We start from the raw sequence: 18,065 nt of genomic DNA, 5'->3' as shown, positions 1-18,065 counted from the left end.
GCTAATTATTTAAATATAAGAACATGCTTTAGTATACTGAAAGGAATCCTTTTTTCAATGTGCTAAGCGTAATTAATTGTTGCATCATTGTGATTTTCCTAACCATTATTTTTTCTTCTTGCGGAATAATTCAATTGTTTTATAGCCTTGTGAAAGAATTTCAATCATTTTCTCAAGACGTTTGTCACGTGTTTTTTCTTGTTTTACAGAAAATAAATTACGCGCCCAATCTTTTTGATATCCAGGTGTTAAACTTTGATAAAATTTAAGTTCATTTGGACGATTAACTAATAATGCTTCAACATCTTTAATACGATCTGCATAATCGGCAACACATTGACTCGCAGCAGGTGTTTTCTTCAATTTTTTCTTTTCACGCTTTAAACCTACAACAGTAAAGACATCATCCATACTTACCATTCGTGCAAATTTAATATCACTCTGTCCTACATACCCATCTTCGCCAACGTTTAATGCTGGAAACATCTCATCACGGTGAATAAACGTACTGTAACGAGAATTACCTTTTTTCGGATATGCGAAGAATATGTAGCCTTTTTCAATTAGTAATTCTTCATTACTAATAATATAATTCGTTTGTTTCACCATTTCATCAAGTGTTTCTACAAAAATAAAAATGGCATCGTGTTCTTTTGAAAATGCAGTTTCTTTCCCTGTAAAAATGTCATAATCACTAGGTTCATTCATTACGACCATATTTGTATACTTATTAAGTTTCAATTTATCAATAATTGACATAAAAATCTTCCTTTACATTCAAAATTCATTGTACATACTATTCTAGTGTATTATATCTATTAATAAAATTAAACTTTAATAGTTATTTTAAATTAAAGTTAATAAAATAGCCGATTCTTCGTAAGAACCGGCTAGCTATTCGTTTCATCTCAACTCAATAGCAAATAAAGTATTTAATAGCTCTCTATATTGATCTTCTGTAATTACCCGTTTCGTTTTTTCTCCATGAATTATTTCGGTTAAACTCGTATTCGTTAAAGAGACATGTCCATAGTCCGTTAATTTGACTGCGATTGGGCCCTTATTGAAAATAGATTTCTCATCTTCTATTACTCTTCTTTGAACATCGTTCACTACTGCCTCATCAATGATACGATTATAAAAAGCATGGCAAACTTTCCACTCTCCGTTCGTATCTTTTCTTTCTAGAACGTAATTTCCTTTACTCGTGTCTCGTTTTTTCACTCGATACGTACCGTTTTTAGAGGAAACAGAATCTCCAGTAAAAGGTACAGGGATTAAAGGTACTAAAGAAGCAATACCTACATCAATTAAGTATCGTCCGTTATCATGATTTAAAATAATTGTTATATGCCCATCCTCAAGTGCCCATGCGTTTATATCATTTTTATATACAGTACCAAGTGCAAGCTGTACATCATAACCACAATTTTGTAAAAAGTAGTAAAAAAGAGTATTTAATTCATAACAAAGTCCGCCGCGGGATGTAGTTAAAATTTTATTCTGTAAATTTTCCATAGTAATTGTATTCGCATTACGTGCTATAACATCTAAATTCTCAAATGGTATAGTGTGTGCAAATACAAAGAGAATTGTATTTAATTCTTGAAACTTCACTTCAGTACGGTTTTCAAGATTCAATCTTGTAGACATCTTTTCTTGTAGACTTGTCATAGTCAGCACCCCTTAATATTTATAAGTTGAAATAGTATATGCTGATTGTAAATTCGATGGGGTACTGAAACAATGTACATTTCATTTAACTGTACCGGTACAAAAAGTCTAATTCACAAGATTACTTAAGAAAAGAAGCTACAAATACAAATGTAATAGTTTATCTATAGGTAAATTATTATGATCGCTTAAATCAACAAAATATTGAAGTTGCCACATTTGGCTCTTTTTAGCTTGGTTGCTAACAGGGGTATCCCAAATTGGATAAACTCTCATAGCCATCTTCCCTTTTTGACTTTGCGTTTTTAATATTTTTTCTTTAAGAAGAATTTCTTTAGGGAAAATAAATTGTCCTAGTTGATTATCATCAATACAAGTGATAACTAATAAGTCAGGAGCAGCGTCATAAGAAAATGCTTGATTTTGCATATTGTCATCTTTCTCCCAAAAAGAAACAAATTGACCAATTTTATTAGGTGTAATTTTTGATATTCTAAAACGAATGCTTTTATGATTTAAGTGGAATAAACATCCTGCATATTCGGCGTTTTGCTTTTCTTCTTTTAGATTCGTAATTATTAATTCGTTAGGTTTGTAAATTATATTGTTTAAATTTTGGATTACATCATTAAATTTGTTCAAGAAAACTCCCCCTTTAGTCATCTCTTAGTTTATCACAAACATCAGTTCTTATATGTTGTAAATAATAAACGACATGAAAAAGAGGAAGATTTTACTGAGGTATTGTTATTATTCTAATGTACTTAGTTTTTCAATTGCTTGTTGTTCAGTTGCTAAGTAAAAAATGTCTTTCCCTTTATTACATTCATAAATAAAATCCTTTAAGCTTTTACTCGTATACATAGTGAAATCTCCAATAATAGCAATCTTTACCTTGTAGTTTATAAACTTTTGAAGGATATCACCGGCAAGGCGTGTTTTTAAGTCAAAGAAACTTTCGCTTAGTAATGATTTGTCAATAATAATATGTTTCGCATCCATCTCATATTGAACTGTTGCCATAAGATCCAATGCCGTTTGAACATCGGATATTAGTACTTTATCATTTTTTATGAGCGCAATATTTATTCCGTTAATTACTACTTTCTTTATTTCCATAGTATCACTCCCCCATAATTTTCTTATCATGCTTTGTTAGTACATTTTAAAATACTAATATTTGCAGCGGAAAGAGATTTAAGCGCTTCTTTGTTTTTATTTTTTATTTATATTACGGTAAATGAAATCTTTGTAATTATTACCCCACAATATTTTCACTTATTATAAAAATATTGTGGGGTAATATAACTTAATAAACTATTAAAAGTATCAATCTCAAAATACGGTTTTATTTCAGTCTTATTTGTGATTCTATGAGGGTTAAACCATATTCCTTTTATATTTGCATTTTGAGAACCAGCAATATCCTTTTCTAAGTCATCCCCAACAAATAAAGTATTTTCCGACTGTACATTTAGCTTATTTAATGCTAGTTCGAATATACGTTTATCAGGTTTACTCAATCCTACTTCTTCAGAAATAATAATCGTATCAAAGTAATTGTTTAAATTCGTGTTAATTATTTTAGCTGTTTGTCTATGCGTTGAGCCGTTTGTTATAATTCCAATTTTAAAGTGACTCTTTATATGATTTAAGAAATGAATAGTATTTGGGTCTATCGAAAAACATTTAGGGAAATTTTCATTCCAAAAATCTTGGATATAATTGCGTGGCAATCTATACTTCGGCGGGAATTCATCAAACAACGATTCCAAAACTATCGTTTTATTACTTATGCCGTATTCCCTTTTATCGTATTCTTTGAATTGCTGTAACATATTGTTTTTGACTATATCACTAACATCCTCATAACACTTTTCTAAAACTAATAAAAACAAGTTATCTACTGCCTTATCCCTATCAAGTAACGTATCATCTAAATCAAACAGCATGGCTTTATAATTCATCATATAATTTCACAACCTTTCTTTATTTCCATACAAATCAAAAAAGCAATTAATATTAATGAACGATATTCTAGAGTTAAATCGCAAATCCTTTTTCAGTTTATTATTTAATGTAAAAGCAAACTATTTCCACGTGTTACGTAAGCTTGTAAATTCTTTAGAAAAATACAATGTTTTTAATTTCAACTTCAAATTTTCAGATTAATTCGACCCCAATTTATGATAATCTGTATTTAAAGATTAAAAACAAAGGAGGATTCGTATGCAAATAAGACCAAAGGCAAGTGAATATAACCTGTATTATGCAACGTATATTAACTTGGTATCAGACGGAAATATCATACATATTCTAGAACAACAGATACAGGAAATTAACCGTTTATTAAAGGAGATTTCTGATAGTGAGGGACTTTTCCGATATGCTCCTAGTAAATGGAGTATAAAAGAAGTAATTGGTCATATAGCAGATACAGAACGTATTATGGCGTATCGTTTGCTATCTATCGCTCGAGGCGAGAAAGCAGAACTTCCAGGCTATAACGATGAAATGTATGTTCTTAAAGCTGCTTTTGATAAGCAATCTATACAAGATCTTCTTGAGAACTTCATAGTTGTTCGCCAATCTACCGTACATTTACTTAAAAGTTTAGATGAAGAGGCTTGGTTACAAAGAGGAAATGCGAATAGATCTGAAGTTACAGTTCGTGCATTAGCATACATCATCGCTGGTCATGAGCTTCATCATCTACAAATTATAAAAGAACGTTATCTTGGTTCTAATGTATATCCAGTAAGTTAATAAATTGAAGAAAAAGAGTCCTATTTATGTGAGGCCACTGAAAAAGTCCTTATAGTTTAAAAAGCGAAAGCTTCCTCGATGAAATCGAGGAAGCTTTCGCTTTTTTCATGTATAATGATTGTACTAATTCTAGGTGGTGTCTCGGATGATTTCTAATCAACAATCTCTTAACCTCAGTCCATTTATGGCGATTTACGATATCGTTGTACCAAAGGATAATATGCTTCGTCAATTTAATGAACTGGTAGACTTTTCTTTTGTTTTAGAAGAACTACAAGATAAATATTGTCTCGATAACGGTCGCAATGCAGTGCCGCCTGTTCGTATGTTTAAATATGTATTACTAAAATCTATTTTTGATTTATCAGATGTAGATGTTGTGGAACGCTCAAAATACGATATGTCCTTTAAATATTTCTTAGATATGGCACCAGAAGATATGGTCATTGACCCTAGTTCGTTAACGAAGTTCCGCAAGCTTCGTCTGACAGATGTAGGGTTAATTGACATGCTCATTCAAAAAACAGTGGAAATTGCACTCGAAAAAAACTTGATTAAAAATAAATCTATTATTGTTGATGCCACGCATACAAAAGCACGCTTCAATCAAAAATCGCCGAAAGAATTTTTAATGGAGAAATCCAAATTACTCCGCAAAGCTGTTTATCAAGTTGACGAAGGAATGAAGGAAAAGTTCCCACCAAAAACAATGACAGATGACTTAAGTGACGAACTTGAATATTGTCAAAAAGTAATTGAAACAGTAGAAAAAGAGGAAATCATTCGTGAATATCCAAATGTGAAAGAGAAACTGAATTATTTAAAAGAAATCGTAGAAGATCACCAAGAACACCTCCAATTTTCGCAAGATCCTGATGCGCGAATTGGACATAAAACAGCGGATTCTTCTTTCTTTGGTTATAAAACACATATTGCGATGAATGAAGAACGCATCATTACAGCTGCGGTGATTACAACGGGTGAAAAAAGCGATGGAAAATACCTTCAAACATTGATTGAAAAAAGTCGTGAAACAGGGATGGAAATTGATACAGTTATTGGAGATACTGCTTATTCTGAGAAAAATAATATTCAATATGCCAACCAAAATCAATTACAATTAGTATCGAAATTAAACCCTATTGTGACACAAGGGCCACGTAAAAAAGAAGATGAATTTGAATTTAATAAAGATGCGGGTATGTATGTCTGTAAAGCTGGACATATGGCCGTTCGTAGAGCACGTACGGGTAAAAAGGGAACAAACAATAGTCAAAGTCATACCTACTATTTTGATATTGAAAAATGCAAAGTATGTCCATTCAAAAGTGGGTGTTACAAAGAAGGCGCTAAAAATAAAACATATTCTGTGACAATTAAATCCACTGAACATAAGGAACAACAAGCATTTCAAGAAAGTGCATATTTTAAAGAAAAGGGGAAAGAGCGTTATAAAATTGAAGCGAAAAATAGTGAACTTAAGCATAGACACGGGTATGATGTGGCATCTTCCTCGGGTCTGATTGGTATGCAAATGCAAGGTGCAATGGCTATATTCGCTGTCAATTTAAAACGAATCCTAACCTTGATAAAAGAAACAAAGTAAAAAAGAATAAAGGGAAAGGCGACTTTTCATTCAAAATTGAATGAAAAATCGCCTTTCTTGTTTTGCATCCGGTTTATAAACCGAAAAACGTAAGTTTTTCAGTGGCCTCATTTATGTAGGGCTCTTTTTCAGTATTTATAAAGAATTAGCGTTAAATATTATATAAAAGTATATAATATATCCCAGGTGACCATATTCATTGCTTTTGCACAACCCCAATCTAGAAGTCTTTGATGAAGCATATGTACTTTAATACGTTTTTTTATATCCTCTTTCCCTTCTAAATTTCTACAATACAAATTAACTAAATGTTTTGCGATATTACCTTCATTGTTATCTATATAGTAGGTAATCATCTTTATTAGATCAGAAACGGGATCTGCAAATCCTCAACCGATTGACCATCATAAAGTGGATTTCCTTTAAAAACATACTCTCCTTCTGTTGACGAGACAAACATAGTTTGGCCCATCGCTCCATGTGCTGTTTTTTTCGATGAAATGAGTTTACCCAAATTAAATTTATTGAGCATCGATTGTAATATTTCGTTAACCATTTAAAAATCCCCTTTAGCAGAATAAAGATTTACTAATTGTTCATTTCTATTAACTTTCTGTATAACGATGCTCTGGACACATTTGTAATTTCACAAATTTGATTTAAAGTCATGCTTAAATCAAGTAAAATATTTTGTTACTTGGACGTACACCCACTCCTTATCCCCTTTGTGGATATAAATAGTTGCATCTTGCGGAAAATATTAATGAGGATGCGAAAGAGGGATACTCAAAATCCATTTGATTTGTTTTTGGGTGGTAAAACATGTTTCTCTACTCTTTCATATAGAGTAACTAATTGATTGATAAAAGAAAATTTCGGTACTAACCAATACGAAAATAACGCTGAAACACATCCTATTAAAGCCCCTATTGCAACGTCAAAAGGATAATGAACCCCTACCCAAATACGAGAAATCGCTACACAAAATGCAAGTATAAGCCATAACCAACCAGCTTTTTTATGAACAAGCCAAAACGAAAAACAAATTGAAAAAAAGAGAATCGTATGGTCACTAGGAAATGAATTATCTACAGTATGGTCTACAAGTTTATTTACATCAGGCAATACTGCAAAAGGTTGATAATTTAAATGAAATTTCCCAGCTATTTTTCCAATCACCTCAGCAATTACAAAAGTAACCATCGCTTGAATAACCATCATCCTACTTTTTCTAGACCTAGTAAACCAATAAGCTAAAACAATTAAAGCTAAAATATATACCATATATTCTGCCAAAAATACCATGGTTGAGTTTAGAAATGAATATTGTTTACCTAAATCATTAATTGCTCGGAAAATATCAATATTGAATTGTGAAAAAGACATTTCAAATCCCTCCTTTTTAGTAAGGTGTTTTACTGATTGCCATACACCTTCATTGCATGATTAGTTTTGATAATTGTACTCATTTAAAAATATAAACCTCTTATGAAATTGCTTTCTTCTTTTTCACTATAATAAAAAAAGAAAAAGGAAAACATCGAACTTTCTTACAAACATTCGAGCATTCTTACAGTTTTGTCATTTTTCATGTTTACTGAAGAATCTAAAGCGGCGTTTAATCCTGATACTTATTATACTGGTAAGAGCCCTTATACAGCGGTGTATGGTGGTTCAGGAACATTCACATAATCGCACCTGTAATCGATACAATATAAATAATCATTTGTGAAGTTGAGGAGATATTTTCGATAGGACCAATCATAAAATTCATTTTTTCTTACCTCCTTGATAACTTGTATTCTATATATGTTATCTAGAGTCTATATGGAGCTAATCGGTAGTTTATCTATAGATATAAGGAATTTATGTGTAGTTAGTTAAAGTCCTATTGCAAAGTTTTGTATCATCAATACAGATGAGGAAATTGTGAAAGCATATTGCGGAGAGAATGCAATTAAACATGTAGCTGGAAATAAAGATGGTTCAGCGGATGAACTTCATACAGTTATTAAAGAGGCTGCTAATAAAGTAAGACATAACTCTTATACAATTCCAAAATGAATCAACCTTCATTTAAGGAATACAAATGTATGAATTCTTACCGAGTATGAATTCGAACAGGTATCACTTGTTATATGTCATTAAAATAAAAAAGATCATCACTTGGTTTAGTTAGAAAACTAAGTGTACATAAGTACAACGACATGAAAACACTTTGTTCCTAAATCCACTACCTGTATTATTGGTTGCGTGAAACTCCTTCTTGAGAAAGCTTTTAATTTCCGAATATTCTGTTGACTGTTATAACATATTCAATTTACAATTTAATTGTGGTGTTCTTTCACAATCAAACCACTTAGAATACACTTCATTTATTTGAAAATAATTACAAATAGAGGTGCTAAAATGAAAAACAGAGTAAATCCAGAATTATTACAAGGGTTAGAGATGTTTCCGGATCTCGATTTACGCCCGGAAAACTTGCAATCAATCAGAGAAGGAATAGCTCAAATGAGACCACCTACCGTTGTTGATGACTCCCTTTCGTTAACAGATAAAGTCATTGTTGGACCAGATGCTAATCCGTTACCATTAAGAATTTATCGTCCAAAATCAAATCATGAATCTTTACCTGTCTTATTATGGATACATGGTGGTGGTTATATCTTAGGTTCTATAGATGATAACGATGATACTTGTATGAGGTTTGCAAAAGAAGCTCGCTGTGTGGTCGTATCTGTAGACTATCGCTTAGCTCCTGAACATCCTTACCCAGCACCAATTGAAGATTGTTATGCAGCTTTAAAATGGATTGCTGATAATGCAGAGTCATTAAACATTGATTCGAATCGAATTGGGGTTGCAGGAGTAAGCGCTGGAGGTGGGCTAACAGCAGCATTATCATTATTAGCCCGAGATCGAAAATATCCTTCGATTTGTTTACAAATGCCACTCTATCCAATGATTGATGAGCGAAATAATACACCTTCAGCGAATGAAATTAAAGAGGGGTTTGTTTGGAATCAAAAGGCAAATGAAGCTGGCTGGAAAATGTATTTAGGAGAAATGTATGGAACGGATCAAATCCCTGCCTATGCAGCGCCTTCTCGAGCTGAGGATTATAGTGACTTGCCATATACCTACACATTTGTTGGTCAATTAGATCCATTCCGCAGTGAAACATTAACCTATGTAAGTAAACTAGCGCAAGCTGGTGTTGATGTCGAATTTCATTTATATCCAAATGCCTATCACTGGTTTGAAGGATTAAATCCAAATGCCGATGTATCTATTTACGCTGTGAACGAAATGGTACAAGCAATAAAGACTGGTTTCAAAAGAGTATCTAAGGTTGAGGCTTAATACCTTCACAAGAGAAACACTCATAAATAGCATACATTTGTGAGTGTTATTATCTATTAGCAATATCCGATTCTTATTTAGAATCGGATATTGCTATGTAAAATCCACCTAATATATCAAGGCTGAGAAACAGATATAAGATGTTTAGACGAAGTGTTTATTTCCTCTGCCACTGCTTTTATATTCATCATGATTTGAAGCATTTCTTCTATTGTTGTCCTTGGATTGATAGAGCAAAGTCGAATTACTACTTTTTCTTTCAATCTAGTCGTACTTAGCATAGCAAATCCTTTTTGATTAATTTCTTCCACCAGTTTTTTGTTTATTTCATGAATTGTATCTGTAGATGTTAGCTTACAAGGAATATAACGAAAAGTAACAATTCCTAATTGGGCAGGTGTTACTACCTCCCAATCTTTTTCTTTCCTTAAAAACTCTTCAACTTGTTCAGCCAACATAATGCCATGATCTATTGCCTCACGAAAAGCTGTAACTCCGAATGCTTTAAAAGAAAGCCATACCTTTAATGCTCTAAATCTACGAGAAAGTTCAATTCCACGCTCCCCAAAATTCACTTTTTCTTCTATATTAGTTTCCGTATCCTTAATATACTCCGGGATCATACGGAACGTTTTACTTAAATATTGGCTATTTTGAATGAGTACACAACCAACATCATAAGGCTGAAAAAGCCATTTATGCGGGTCTAACGTCAAAGAATCAGCACGATGAATTCCGCTTAACAACTCCCTTCCTTTTTCACTAAGAATTGCTGCAGCCCCATAAGCACCATCCACGTGTAGCCATACATCTTCATCACCACATAGATCAGCCAATTCATCGAGGGAGTCCACCGCTCCGCAATTCGTTGTCCCTGCATTAGCAATAACACAGAATGGTTTTTTTCCTTTTAATCGATCTTCTTTTATTTGCTTTTTTAAAGTACTAACTGAAATTCTTAAATCTTCATCTGTCTCAATTCGGCAAATTTGATGCTGTTTAAAACCTAATACTTTAAGTGCTCGATCTACAGAAAAATGAGTTTGGTTAGAGAAATACACAACCGCATTTTCTATGTCATTGTTCAGCTTGACCTGTCTCGCTACAGTAAGTGCAGTCAAATTAGCCATAGATCCGCCACTGACAAATAGTCCTTCAGCTGAATCAGGGAATCCTAGCATTGATTTTAACCAGTTGATTGTCGTTAATTCAATTTGTTCAGCACCTGCACCTACTATCCAAGCTGTAGGAAATACATTAAATCCACTTGCTAAAAAATCTGCTACTACACCAACATAATTATTAGGACCGGGCACAAAAGCCATAAAATGAGGATGATCCACATGAGTAATTTGATTAAACACATTGTTATTAAGAAAATGAAGTAACTCTTTTGGATTGGATCCGTTTTCTGGAATCGTTTCAATTAGCTTGTCTCTAAAAATATTACTATCAATCGTTTCCGAAACTGGTTTACTTTTTAAATGATTCATATGATCAACAATCAAGTCCACCGCTTGATATCCTAACTGACGCATCTCTTCGGCTGATAACTGCAAGTTTTTTGTCATTTGGTTTACTCCTATTCTATTTAAAAAGGCGAGTTCTTGCTCGCCTTTTCATTTTTTATAATTTGTAATCACCGATTGCCTGTATTGGATTTTGAAGAATCCTGTTGATTAACTGATGGATGTGATTCAATATTTCCTGTATTTTCTCCGCTTCATATACGGATTGATCATATCCAAACTTTATTGTAAGTTTCTCTTCAGGGAAGCACATAATTCCATACTTTACATGAGGCTCATCAACAACTTCGTAATCTGTGATAGCAAAATTTCTGTTTTCATTTGAAGAGAAGATAGCTTGGTTAGTTGGATAGTTTTCAAAAACCCAAAGATGGTCAGTCAACTGATTTTTTAATTCACTTTGCTTTTGTATATCAACAAATGAATAGTATGCATACTCATTACATTTCAATGTTTCTAGTTGTACTTTTTGCAGGAAATCTACAAAAGTTTGTGTTTCTGTCCATGCTAGTCGGATAGGTAAAACATTTGTGAACAGACCGAACATATTTTCAATTCCTTCTACTTCAGGAGGTCTGACTGATACGAGATTAGGTAATACTACTTCTCTCGTTCCATTGTATTTGCCAAGTAATATTCCCCATACAGCTAGTAATGCCGAATTCATAGTTATATTGTTTTTAGTTACAAATGTCTGTAACTGATTAGTCAAATCCTTATCTAATATTAAATCCATAAATGTGAAATTTAACCCTTCACTTTGAGTTGATACTTTCTTTTTAGGAATACTAATTTTTCGATTGTATCCTGATAAATAATCCCGCCAAAAATGACGTGCTTTCTCATGATCTCGTGCTACAGTCCAATCTATGAATGTCTCAAAAGGTTTCACCATAGGTAACTCTGCCGTAGTTCCGGCATTTATTGTTTCATAGAGCTGGAATAATTCGTCTATCAAAATGCTGACGCTCCAACCATCACATAATAGATGATGGGAACTCCAAACCACCTTATGCTCGTTATTTCCTAGTTGGAATATACAGAGACGGGTCATGAGTTCATCTTTTTTGAATCCTTGACTTAAATTTTCATTCATCCACTGGTCTAGGAATTGTTGCTGTTCTTGTTTCGTCATCTCAATCAAGTTTTTTATCTCTGAAATCATTTGAACATCGTGTAGAACAGCTTGCCAAGGTTGTGCTTGTTCATCTTGCACAATTATCGTCCTTAAAGAATCATGACGATCAACTAATTGTTGGAAACACTGAATAAAGAGATTAATATCCAGCTCCCCCTCAAGTGCCCAAATTGTTTGTTCGAAATATGCATTTGTATCAGGTTCAGTCGCAGCATGTTCATAAATAATTTCCTGGAAAGGTGCCAATGGGTAAATACGTTCTATTTTTATTTCTGGCATTTTTTCTTGTATTTTGATAAGTGTATGTTGATTAAGTTGTTTATCTTTAACATTTAGTGATGTAACTTTATTATCGTTCATTTTGTTTACATCACTTGTTTGCGAATTTGGAAGATGATCAAGCTTTTTAACAAATTGAACCATGTCTCCTAATATAGGAAATGAAAATAAATTTTTTGGCTCTAGCTCAAATCCTTGTCTATACAGTCTGACGGAAACTTGAATCGCTTTTATCGAATCTCCACCTAAGGCAAAGAAATGATCATTTACTCCAATCCGATCTACTTTGAGTACTTCTTGCCAAACACTAGTTAATATTTTTTCCATTTCAGTTTTTGGAGCAATAAATACTTCATTTGTTTGTTTCTCCGGAGTAGGGAGCGCTTTTCTATCTAATTTCCCGTTTGGAGTCAAGGGCAATTGTTCCAAATAAACAAAATAAGAAGGAATCATGTAATCTGGCAAGTGATCTCGCAAATGCTTTCGTAGTTCTGTTGTACTAATATTTTGCTCAGTTACCACATATGCAACTAAAAATTTTATTCCGTTCTCATCTGTTTGATCAATTACGACAGCATGTTCGACTTGTTTGTAAGTGAGAAGACAATGGGCGATTTCTTCTAACTCTACTCGATATCCTTGAATTTTAACTTGATAATCTTGGCGGCCTAAAAATTCAATATATCCCTCAGGATGCATTTTTCCACAGTCTCCTGTCTTGTAAATAAGACCAAAATCAGAATGTGATACAAATGCTTCATTTGTTTTCTGTTCATCATTTAAATATCCTTTAGCAAGGCCCACTCCCCCAATATATAAATCTCCAATTACACCAACAGGGCACATTTTCTTTTCATAGTTCAACACATAATACGTTTGGTTTGCCAAAGGTATCCCATATGGAATACTCTTCCAATGCGATTCCACCTGTTTGACCGGATAATAAATTGACCAAATCGATGCTTCTGTTGCCCCTCCTAGTGAAACTACTTCTGCAATCGGAAAATGTCGTTTTATTTTTTCTGGTAAAGAAAGCGGAATCCAATCTCCACTATGTAAAACTAAACGTAAAGAAGAATGTTCAAAATGAGAACCTACTTGATCCAATGCCAAATCCATGATTGCAGGCACTGTATTCCAAATTGTAATCCCTCTACGTTCGACAGTGCGGATTAATTCTTGCATGTCTCTTGGATCACGAATCATTACCAACATTGCACCTGTGCTTAACGTTCCGAAAATATCGTATACAGATAGGTCAAAACACATGGAAGAGATACCAATAATACGATCATCTTCATTTACCTCATATTTTTGATTTATGTCTTGAATAGTATTTGTAACCGCTTGGTGAGTAATAATTACTCCTTTTGGTTTCCCTGTACTTCCTGAAGTGTATATAATATAGGCAATATCTTCTGGACCAGCAATAGCGGGCATATCTTCTGTTGTATAAAATGACAAATGATTTTCTTCATAAAGACTAGGTTCTAATAAAAGTTTGCATGAGCTATTTTTAAAAATAAATGTTTGGCGATCTAAAGGGTGATCGGGATCAATCGGAACATAAGCGGCACCTGCTTTTAAAATACCTAACATATTGACAATTGTGTCAACTCGCCTTTTTGCTAAAAGACCCACTTTGTCACCTAGACCAATGCCTTGCTCTTTTAAGAAGTGGGCAATTTGATTGGAGCGTTTATGAAGTTCCGAGTATGTTAACCATTCTTGTTCAAATACCACTGCTACTTCATCCGGTGTACGTTTTACTTGGTCTGTAAATAATTGATACAGAGTAGTTGAAGGTATTTTTTCTGTTGTTTCATTGTATTGCTTAATTAATGTTTGATCCGATTCTTTCATCTGCAAAGATGTTATATCGCTTTGTTTCACCAATTGTTCCAATAAGTCAACAAATTGGGAAAACATTGCTTCTATTACATCAACATCAAACAACTCTTCAACATAGTTCCAGCTAATTAATAACTCTCCATTTTTTTCAATTACTACATTATCCAAATACACTTGTGGAGTCCGAGCATGAATATAGCGAAGAGAACCAAGTTGTTCCCAAGAGAAAGCACCTGCACCTGCTAACATCGAGGTGAAAACGATTGGCATAACTGCTTTTGGTGTCATTTGATGATAACGAGTAAAATCTCGAATAAAGTTAACTCCATCGTAATGACGATGTTCAAGGCCATCTAATAAAGTAGATTGCGTTTCTTTTACTCTAGTAAAGAAAGTTTGCTCTGGTTTTACATCAACATCCAATAAAATAAGCGATGTGAAATCTCCAACAATCTGTTCTACTTCATCATGAACAGGATAACGGTTAAATACAGTCAAATTAATTGCTAATCGACGTTGATTACTCCAATATGCCAACACATCACCATATATTGTACAAAGTAGAGCGGAAGGTGTTACCTCTTTCTCTTGTGCTAACTTTCGTAGCTTTGTCCATTTTTCATTGTCCATGATTTTTGTAAGTGATTGGAATTTAGGAGTAGCAATCTCTGCTGGATCCTTTTTTAACAGCAAAGAAGGTGCAAACGGAAAGTCAGGAAGCTTACTTGTCCAATAATCTTTTGCTGTTTTATATTCTTCACTTTGTTCTATTTCATCATAGATAAACATGTAATCTTGAAAATCAAAAGATAGAGATTCTAATTTTTGATTTGGTTTATAATAATAATGCAACAAATCCTGTCCAACAATGTTCATGCTTGCTCCGTCCATTAATAAAGCATCGTATCGAAAACATAATAAATACGTGTCTTCTTTTAAAAGAAAGGCTTTTAATTCAAACAAAGGCCATTGCCCCAAAGGGAATACATGGTTAGTCATTCGAGAACGCTCTTCTTGTAAGCGAGCATTTTGATTCCTATCATCTAAATCTATGAGACTCACTATTTCAATCTCGTAATCAGGAACGCTTTGTAATATTTGCTGTTTTCCCTCTGGTAAAATTACAGCTCGCAACATTGGATGACGATGAATTACCTTTCGAAAACTTTTTGAAAGACGATTGATATCCAATGCTGTTTCATATTCAAAATATGTTTGAGGTGAAATACCACTTAATTCAAACTGTGAATTCCGTCCTAACATGTACGCTGTCTGAACCTCTGTTAATGGAAATGACTTAGACAAATCTTTAACATGAGTTGGTCTACTTTCAAAGTTTTCCTCTTTATGCTCTAACTTTACACAAGAACTCAGTTGAGCGATTGTAGGGTGCTTAAAAAAATCTGTTGTACTTATTTTTAAGCAGTCTTTTCTTAGTAAATTAATTACCTGAAGTGCTTTAATGGATTCTCCTTTTAATGCAAAAAAATTATCATGAATACCGATTCCCTCAATCTCCATAACTTTTTCCCACGCACGCACTAATTTTTGTTCAATTTCATTGCGCGGGGCAACGTATGGAATTGATACATAATCCGTTTGTGTTATATCCAATAACCTTTTTCTATCCACTTTTCCATTTGGATTCAATGGAATCTCTTCTACCTGAATCATTTTTTCAGGAATCATAAACTCAGGTAATTTATCACTTAAATATTTTCTGATTTCACCAAAAGACACTTTGCTATCCGATACATAGTAAGCAGCTAATAATTTCCTATTTCCATACACTTGATCAACAACGATAACTTGGTTTACTTCTGGATATTCCCTTAATTGAGTTTCGATTTCTCTTAATTCAATCCGATACCCCCGAATTTTCACTTGATGGTCCATTCGACCTAAATATTCAAGTTCTCCATTAGGCAACCAACAAACGAGATCACCTGTATGATACATCGTTTCTCCTGCCTTAAAAGGACTCGGTACAAATTTTTCATCTGTTAGTTTATTTTTACCAAGATACCCTCGTGCTACCGCTACGCCAGCAATGCAGAGTTCACCGGGAATTCCAAATGGTTTTAATTGGCCATACTTATTCAATATATAGGAATGATAATTCGGATTAGGTTTGCCAATCGTAACTTCTTTGGAAGTGCTCAAGTCTTTCACTGTTGCGCAAATGGTTGTTTCTGTGGGACCATAAATATTTAAAATTGTTGCTTCACTGATACAACGAATTTTTTCAACCAAATCAATGGAAAATGCTTCTCCTGCTAATAAAATAGATTTTAAATCTTTTAGAAAATTTGCCCCTTCTGGATCACTCAAAATCACTTCCATTCGCGATGGCGTTGATTCCCATAAATCCACCTTATGTTTTTTGACTAAATGAGCCAATTCTTTTGTTGCAAACTGCTCCTCTGTAGCAATTACTACTTTTGAACCTTGCGTTAAAGGAAGACATATTTCTAACAAGGAAATATCAAAAGATACACTAGCAAGAAACAAGAATGATTGATTATCCTTTACTTTTTCTCTCATTACATTTAAAAAATGAACTAGAGATTTTTGTTCTATCATTACCCCTTTTGGATTTCCTGTCGATCCTGATGTGTAAATAACATAAGCCAAATCATTAGGATTATGTTCTCGTACTAAATTACTTTCTTCACCTTGGAAAAGATATTCTTTATCAAGATACAGTACTTCACCCGCAAATTGTGGCAATACCTCCTCTGTTCGCTTACTAAGTAAATATCTTGCTTGACTATCTTGTAACATATATTCAATTCGTTCAGTTGGATAGTTAGGATCGATTGGTAAATACGCTGCTCCTGCTTTAAAAATTCCCATCATGCCAATAATCATTTCTAATGACCGGTCTACCATAACCCCAATAATACTTTCCTTGGATACACCTTTACTTTGAAGAATAGAAGCCAATTCATTTGCTTTCTTATTCAATTCTCTATATGTTAAATATTGATCATTACAAACAACAGCAATTTGATTTGGGGTTTTTAACACTTGTTCTTCAAACAAATCTTGAAATGTTTGAGATAAGTCTATGTTTGTCTGACTGTTATTCCATTCTTCTAACAACTCTTTCTCTTCTTCTGCGATAATACAAATATCTTTCACTGCCAAATTTGGATTTTTTGATACTTGCTTTAAAACATAAAGATAAGAATTTGCAAATTGTTGCAAAGAAGAAAACGAATGAGATTTGAAAGAAATTTGAAATTCAAATTCATTATGTATTTCATTCCATTTTCTTTGTATCCAAACCGCTAAATTATTCTCTGCATATTCTTCTATCGAATTTTTATTATGTAACCCTTCCATCCCAATAACAATTTGAAAAGGAGTTAAAGGATGTTCCACTAATAATTCAGAGAGTAGATACCCCTGATTGTCATACCCGAATAAAGTCGTTTCTTCAATCTGATTCAATACTTGTTTAAAGCTATGATGCGGATGGATTTCACTTCCTAAAGGAATCAATTTATTAAGATTCTCGCTTTTTTCAAGATTTTTTTCGATTACAGGAATACCAATAGTAATTCTTTCTTGATCTGTATAGTGTGCCAAACAAATCCTTAACGCGGCCTGTAACCAGCTAAATAATAATAAATCTTGAGACTTACTTTCTTTTTGTATACTTTTACTCAACTCGACATTCATTATGATTTGAACGTGCTCACAAGGATTTTCTTTATTTAGTTGGTAATCACTATTAAATATAGAAAAATCAAGAACCTCGGAAGATAATTGCTCCTTCCAAAACGCTTCTACCCCTTTATTTCCATGAATAGAACTTCGATCTTTAATGTGCATGTTTATCTTTATCCCC

At 33.3% G+C, this 18,065-nt stretch carries 13 protein-coding genes and 1 pseudogene; 4 read left to right on the top strand and 10 right to left on the bottom strand.

What is annotated here, in order from left to right:
* Positions 1-105: 105 nt before the first annotated feature.
* The 5 genes from QCI46_RS14040 to QCI46_RS14020 form a co-directional block, all read right to left on the bottom strand.
* Positions 106-759 (bottom strand): YdeI/OmpD-associated family protein, encoded by a 654-nt coding sequence (locus QCI46_RS14040; protein ID WP_353840588.1) that lies wholly within the window; start codon positions 757-759, stop codon positions 106-108.
* 144 nt (positions 760-903) lie between these two features.
* Positions 904-1,674, bottom strand: coding sequence for an arylamine N-acetyltransferase family protein (locus QCI46_RS14035; protein WP_353840587.1), 771 nt, complete (start codon positions 1,672-1,674; stop codon positions 904-906).
* Between the two features lie 138 nt (positions 1,675-1,812).
* Positions 1,813-2,316 (bottom strand): MepB family protein, encoded by a 504-nt coding sequence (locus QCI46_RS14030; protein WP_353840586.1) that lies wholly within the window; start codon positions 2,314-2,316, stop codon positions 1,813-1,815.
* Between the two features lie 108 nt (positions 2,317-2,424).
* Positions 2,425-2,793 (bottom strand): DUF4180 domain-containing protein, encoded by a 369-nt coding sequence (locus QCI46_RS14025; protein ID WP_353840585.1) that lies wholly within the window; start codon positions 2,791-2,793, stop codon positions 2,425-2,427.
* Positions 2,794-2,948: 155 nt separating this feature from the next.
* On the bottom strand, positions 2,949-3,641 hold the full coding sequence (locus QCI46_RS14020; RefSeq protein ID WP_353841874.1) for an HAD family hydrolase: 693 nt from the start codon (positions 3,639-3,641) through the stop codon (positions 2,949-2,951).
* 262 nt (positions 3,642-3,903) lie between these two features.
* On the opposite strand from QCI46_RS14020, the gene QCI46_RS14015 reads away from it, so the two are divergent.
* The gene (locus QCI46_RS14015) at positions 3,904-4,440 is read left to right on the top strand and encodes a DinB family protein (protein ID WP_353840584.1); all 537 of its coding nucleotides are present in this window, start codon (positions 3,904-3,906) and stop codon (positions 4,438-4,440) included.
* 145 nt (positions 4,441-4,585) lie between these two features.
* Positions 4,586-6,046 (top strand): IS1182-like element ISBcy1 family transposase, encoded by a 1,461-nt coding sequence (locus QCI46_RS14010; RefSeq protein ID WP_353839535.1) that lies wholly within the window; start codon positions 4,586-4,588, stop codon positions 6,044-6,046.
* 361 nt (positions 6,047-6,407) lie between these two features.
* Here the strand turns inward: QCI46_RS14010 and QCI46_RS14005 are convergent, their stop codons facing one another.
* From QCI46_RS14005 to QCI46_RS13995, 3 genes and pseudogenes are all read right to left on the bottom strand, one after another.
* The gene (locus QCI46_RS14005; RefSeq protein WP_353840583.1) at positions 6,408-6,602 is read right to left on the bottom strand and encodes a hypothetical protein; all 195 of its coding nucleotides are present in this window, start codon (positions 6,600-6,602) and stop codon (positions 6,408-6,410) included.
* A 32-nt stretch (positions 6,603-6,634) separates the two neighbouring features.
* Positions 6,635-6,718, bottom strand: a pseudogene (locus QCI46_RS14000) (helix-turn-helix domain-containing protein); the annotation flags it as partial.
* A gap of 114 nt (positions 6,719-6,832) precedes the next feature.
* Complete coding sequence (locus QCI46_RS13995; RefSeq protein ID WP_353840582.1) at positions 6,833-7,432, bottom strand: undecaprenyl-diphosphatase; 600 nt, start codon at positions 7,430-7,432, stop codon at positions 6,833-6,835.
* Positions 7,433-7,975: 543 nt separating this feature from the next.
* Between QCI46_RS13995 and QCI46_RS13990 the strand changes: the two genes are divergently transcribed.
* Together QCI46_RS13990 and QCI46_RS13985 are read left to right on the top strand one after the other, a co-directional pair.
* On the top strand, positions 7,976-8,110 hold the full coding sequence (locus QCI46_RS13990; RefSeq protein WP_353840581.1) for a hypothetical protein: 135 nt from the start codon (positions 7,976-7,978) through the stop codon (positions 8,108-8,110).
* 345 nt (positions 8,111-8,455) lie between these two features.
* On the top strand, positions 8,456-9,412 hold the full coding sequence (locus QCI46_RS13985; RefSeq protein ID WP_327961135.1) for an alpha/beta hydrolase: 957 nt from the start codon (positions 8,456-8,458) through the stop codon (positions 9,410-9,412).
* Positions 9,413-9,528: 116 nt separating this feature from the next.
* Here the strand turns inward: QCI46_RS13985 and QCI46_RS13980 are convergent, their stop codons facing one another.
* Complete coding sequence (locus tag QCI46_RS13980; RefSeq protein ID WP_353840580.1) at positions 9,529-10,983, bottom strand: pyridoxal phosphate-dependent decarboxylase family protein; 1,455 nt, start codon at positions 10,981-10,983, stop codon at positions 9,529-9,531.
* Between the two features lie 55 nt (positions 10,984-11,038).
* Positions 11,039-18,049: an amino acid adenylation domain-containing protein gene (locus QCI46_RS13975; protein WP_353840579.1), complete on the bottom strand. Its 7,011-nt coding sequence runs from the start codon at positions 18,047-18,049 to the stop codon at positions 11,039-11,041.
* Between the last annotated feature and the right edge of the window lie 16 nt (positions 18,050-18,065).

This window comes from Bacillus cereus group sp. RP32, assembly GCF_040459735.1.
GTDB classification, from domain to species: domain Bacteria; phylum Bacillota; class Bacilli; order Bacillales; family Bacillaceae_G; genus Bacillus_A; species Bacillus_A wiedmannii.
The sequence above is the reverse complement of the archived record's forward strand: the minus strand, read 5'-3'. Positions and strand labels throughout refer to the sequence as shown.

Excerpts from the sequence above, each read along its gene's own strand:
- QCI46_RS14040 (WP_353840588.1), bottom strand. The coding sequence starts at position 759 with ATGTCAATTATTGATAAATTGAAACTTAATAAGTATACAAATATGGTC.
- QCI46_RS14035 (WP_353840587.1), bottom strand. The coding sequence starts at position 1,674 with ATGACAAGTCTACAAGAAAAGATGTCTACAAGATTGAATCTTGAAAAC.
- QCI46_RS14025 (WP_353840585.1), bottom strand. The coding sequence starts at position 2,793 with ATGGAAATAAAGAAAGTAGTAATTAACGGAATAAATATTGCGCTCATA.
- QCI46_RS14020 (WP_353841874.1), bottom strand. The coding sequence starts at position 3,641 with ATGAATTATAAAGCCATGCTGTTTGATTTAGATGATACGTTACTTGAT.
- QCI46_RS14015 (WP_353840584.1), top strand. The coding sequence starts at position 3,904 with ATGCAAATAAGACCAAAGGCAAGTGAATATAACCTGTATTATGCAACG.
- QCI46_RS14010 (WP_353839535.1), top strand. The coding sequence starts at position 4,586 with ATGATTTCTAATCAACAATCTCTTAACCTCAGTCCATTTATGGCGATT.
- QCI46_RS14005 (WP_353840583.1), bottom strand. The coding sequence starts at position 6,602 with ATGGTTAACGAAATATTACAATCGATGCTCAATAAATTTAATTTGGGT.
- QCI46_RS13995 (WP_353840582.1), bottom strand. The coding sequence starts at position 7,432 with ATGTCTTTTTCACAATTCAATATTGATATTTTCCGAGCAATTAATGAT.
- QCI46_RS13985 (WP_327961135.1), top strand. The coding sequence starts at position 8,456 with ATGAAAAACAGAGTAAATCCAGAATTATTACAAGGGTTAGAGATGTTT.
- QCI46_RS13980 (WP_353840580.1), bottom strand. The coding sequence starts at position 10,983 with ATGACAAAAAACTTGCAGTTATCAGCCGAAGAGATGCGTCAGTTAGGA.
- QCI46_RS13975 (WP_353840579.1), bottom strand. The coding sequence starts at position 18,049 with ATGCACATTAAAGATCGAAGTTCTATTCATGGAAATAAAGGGGTAGAA.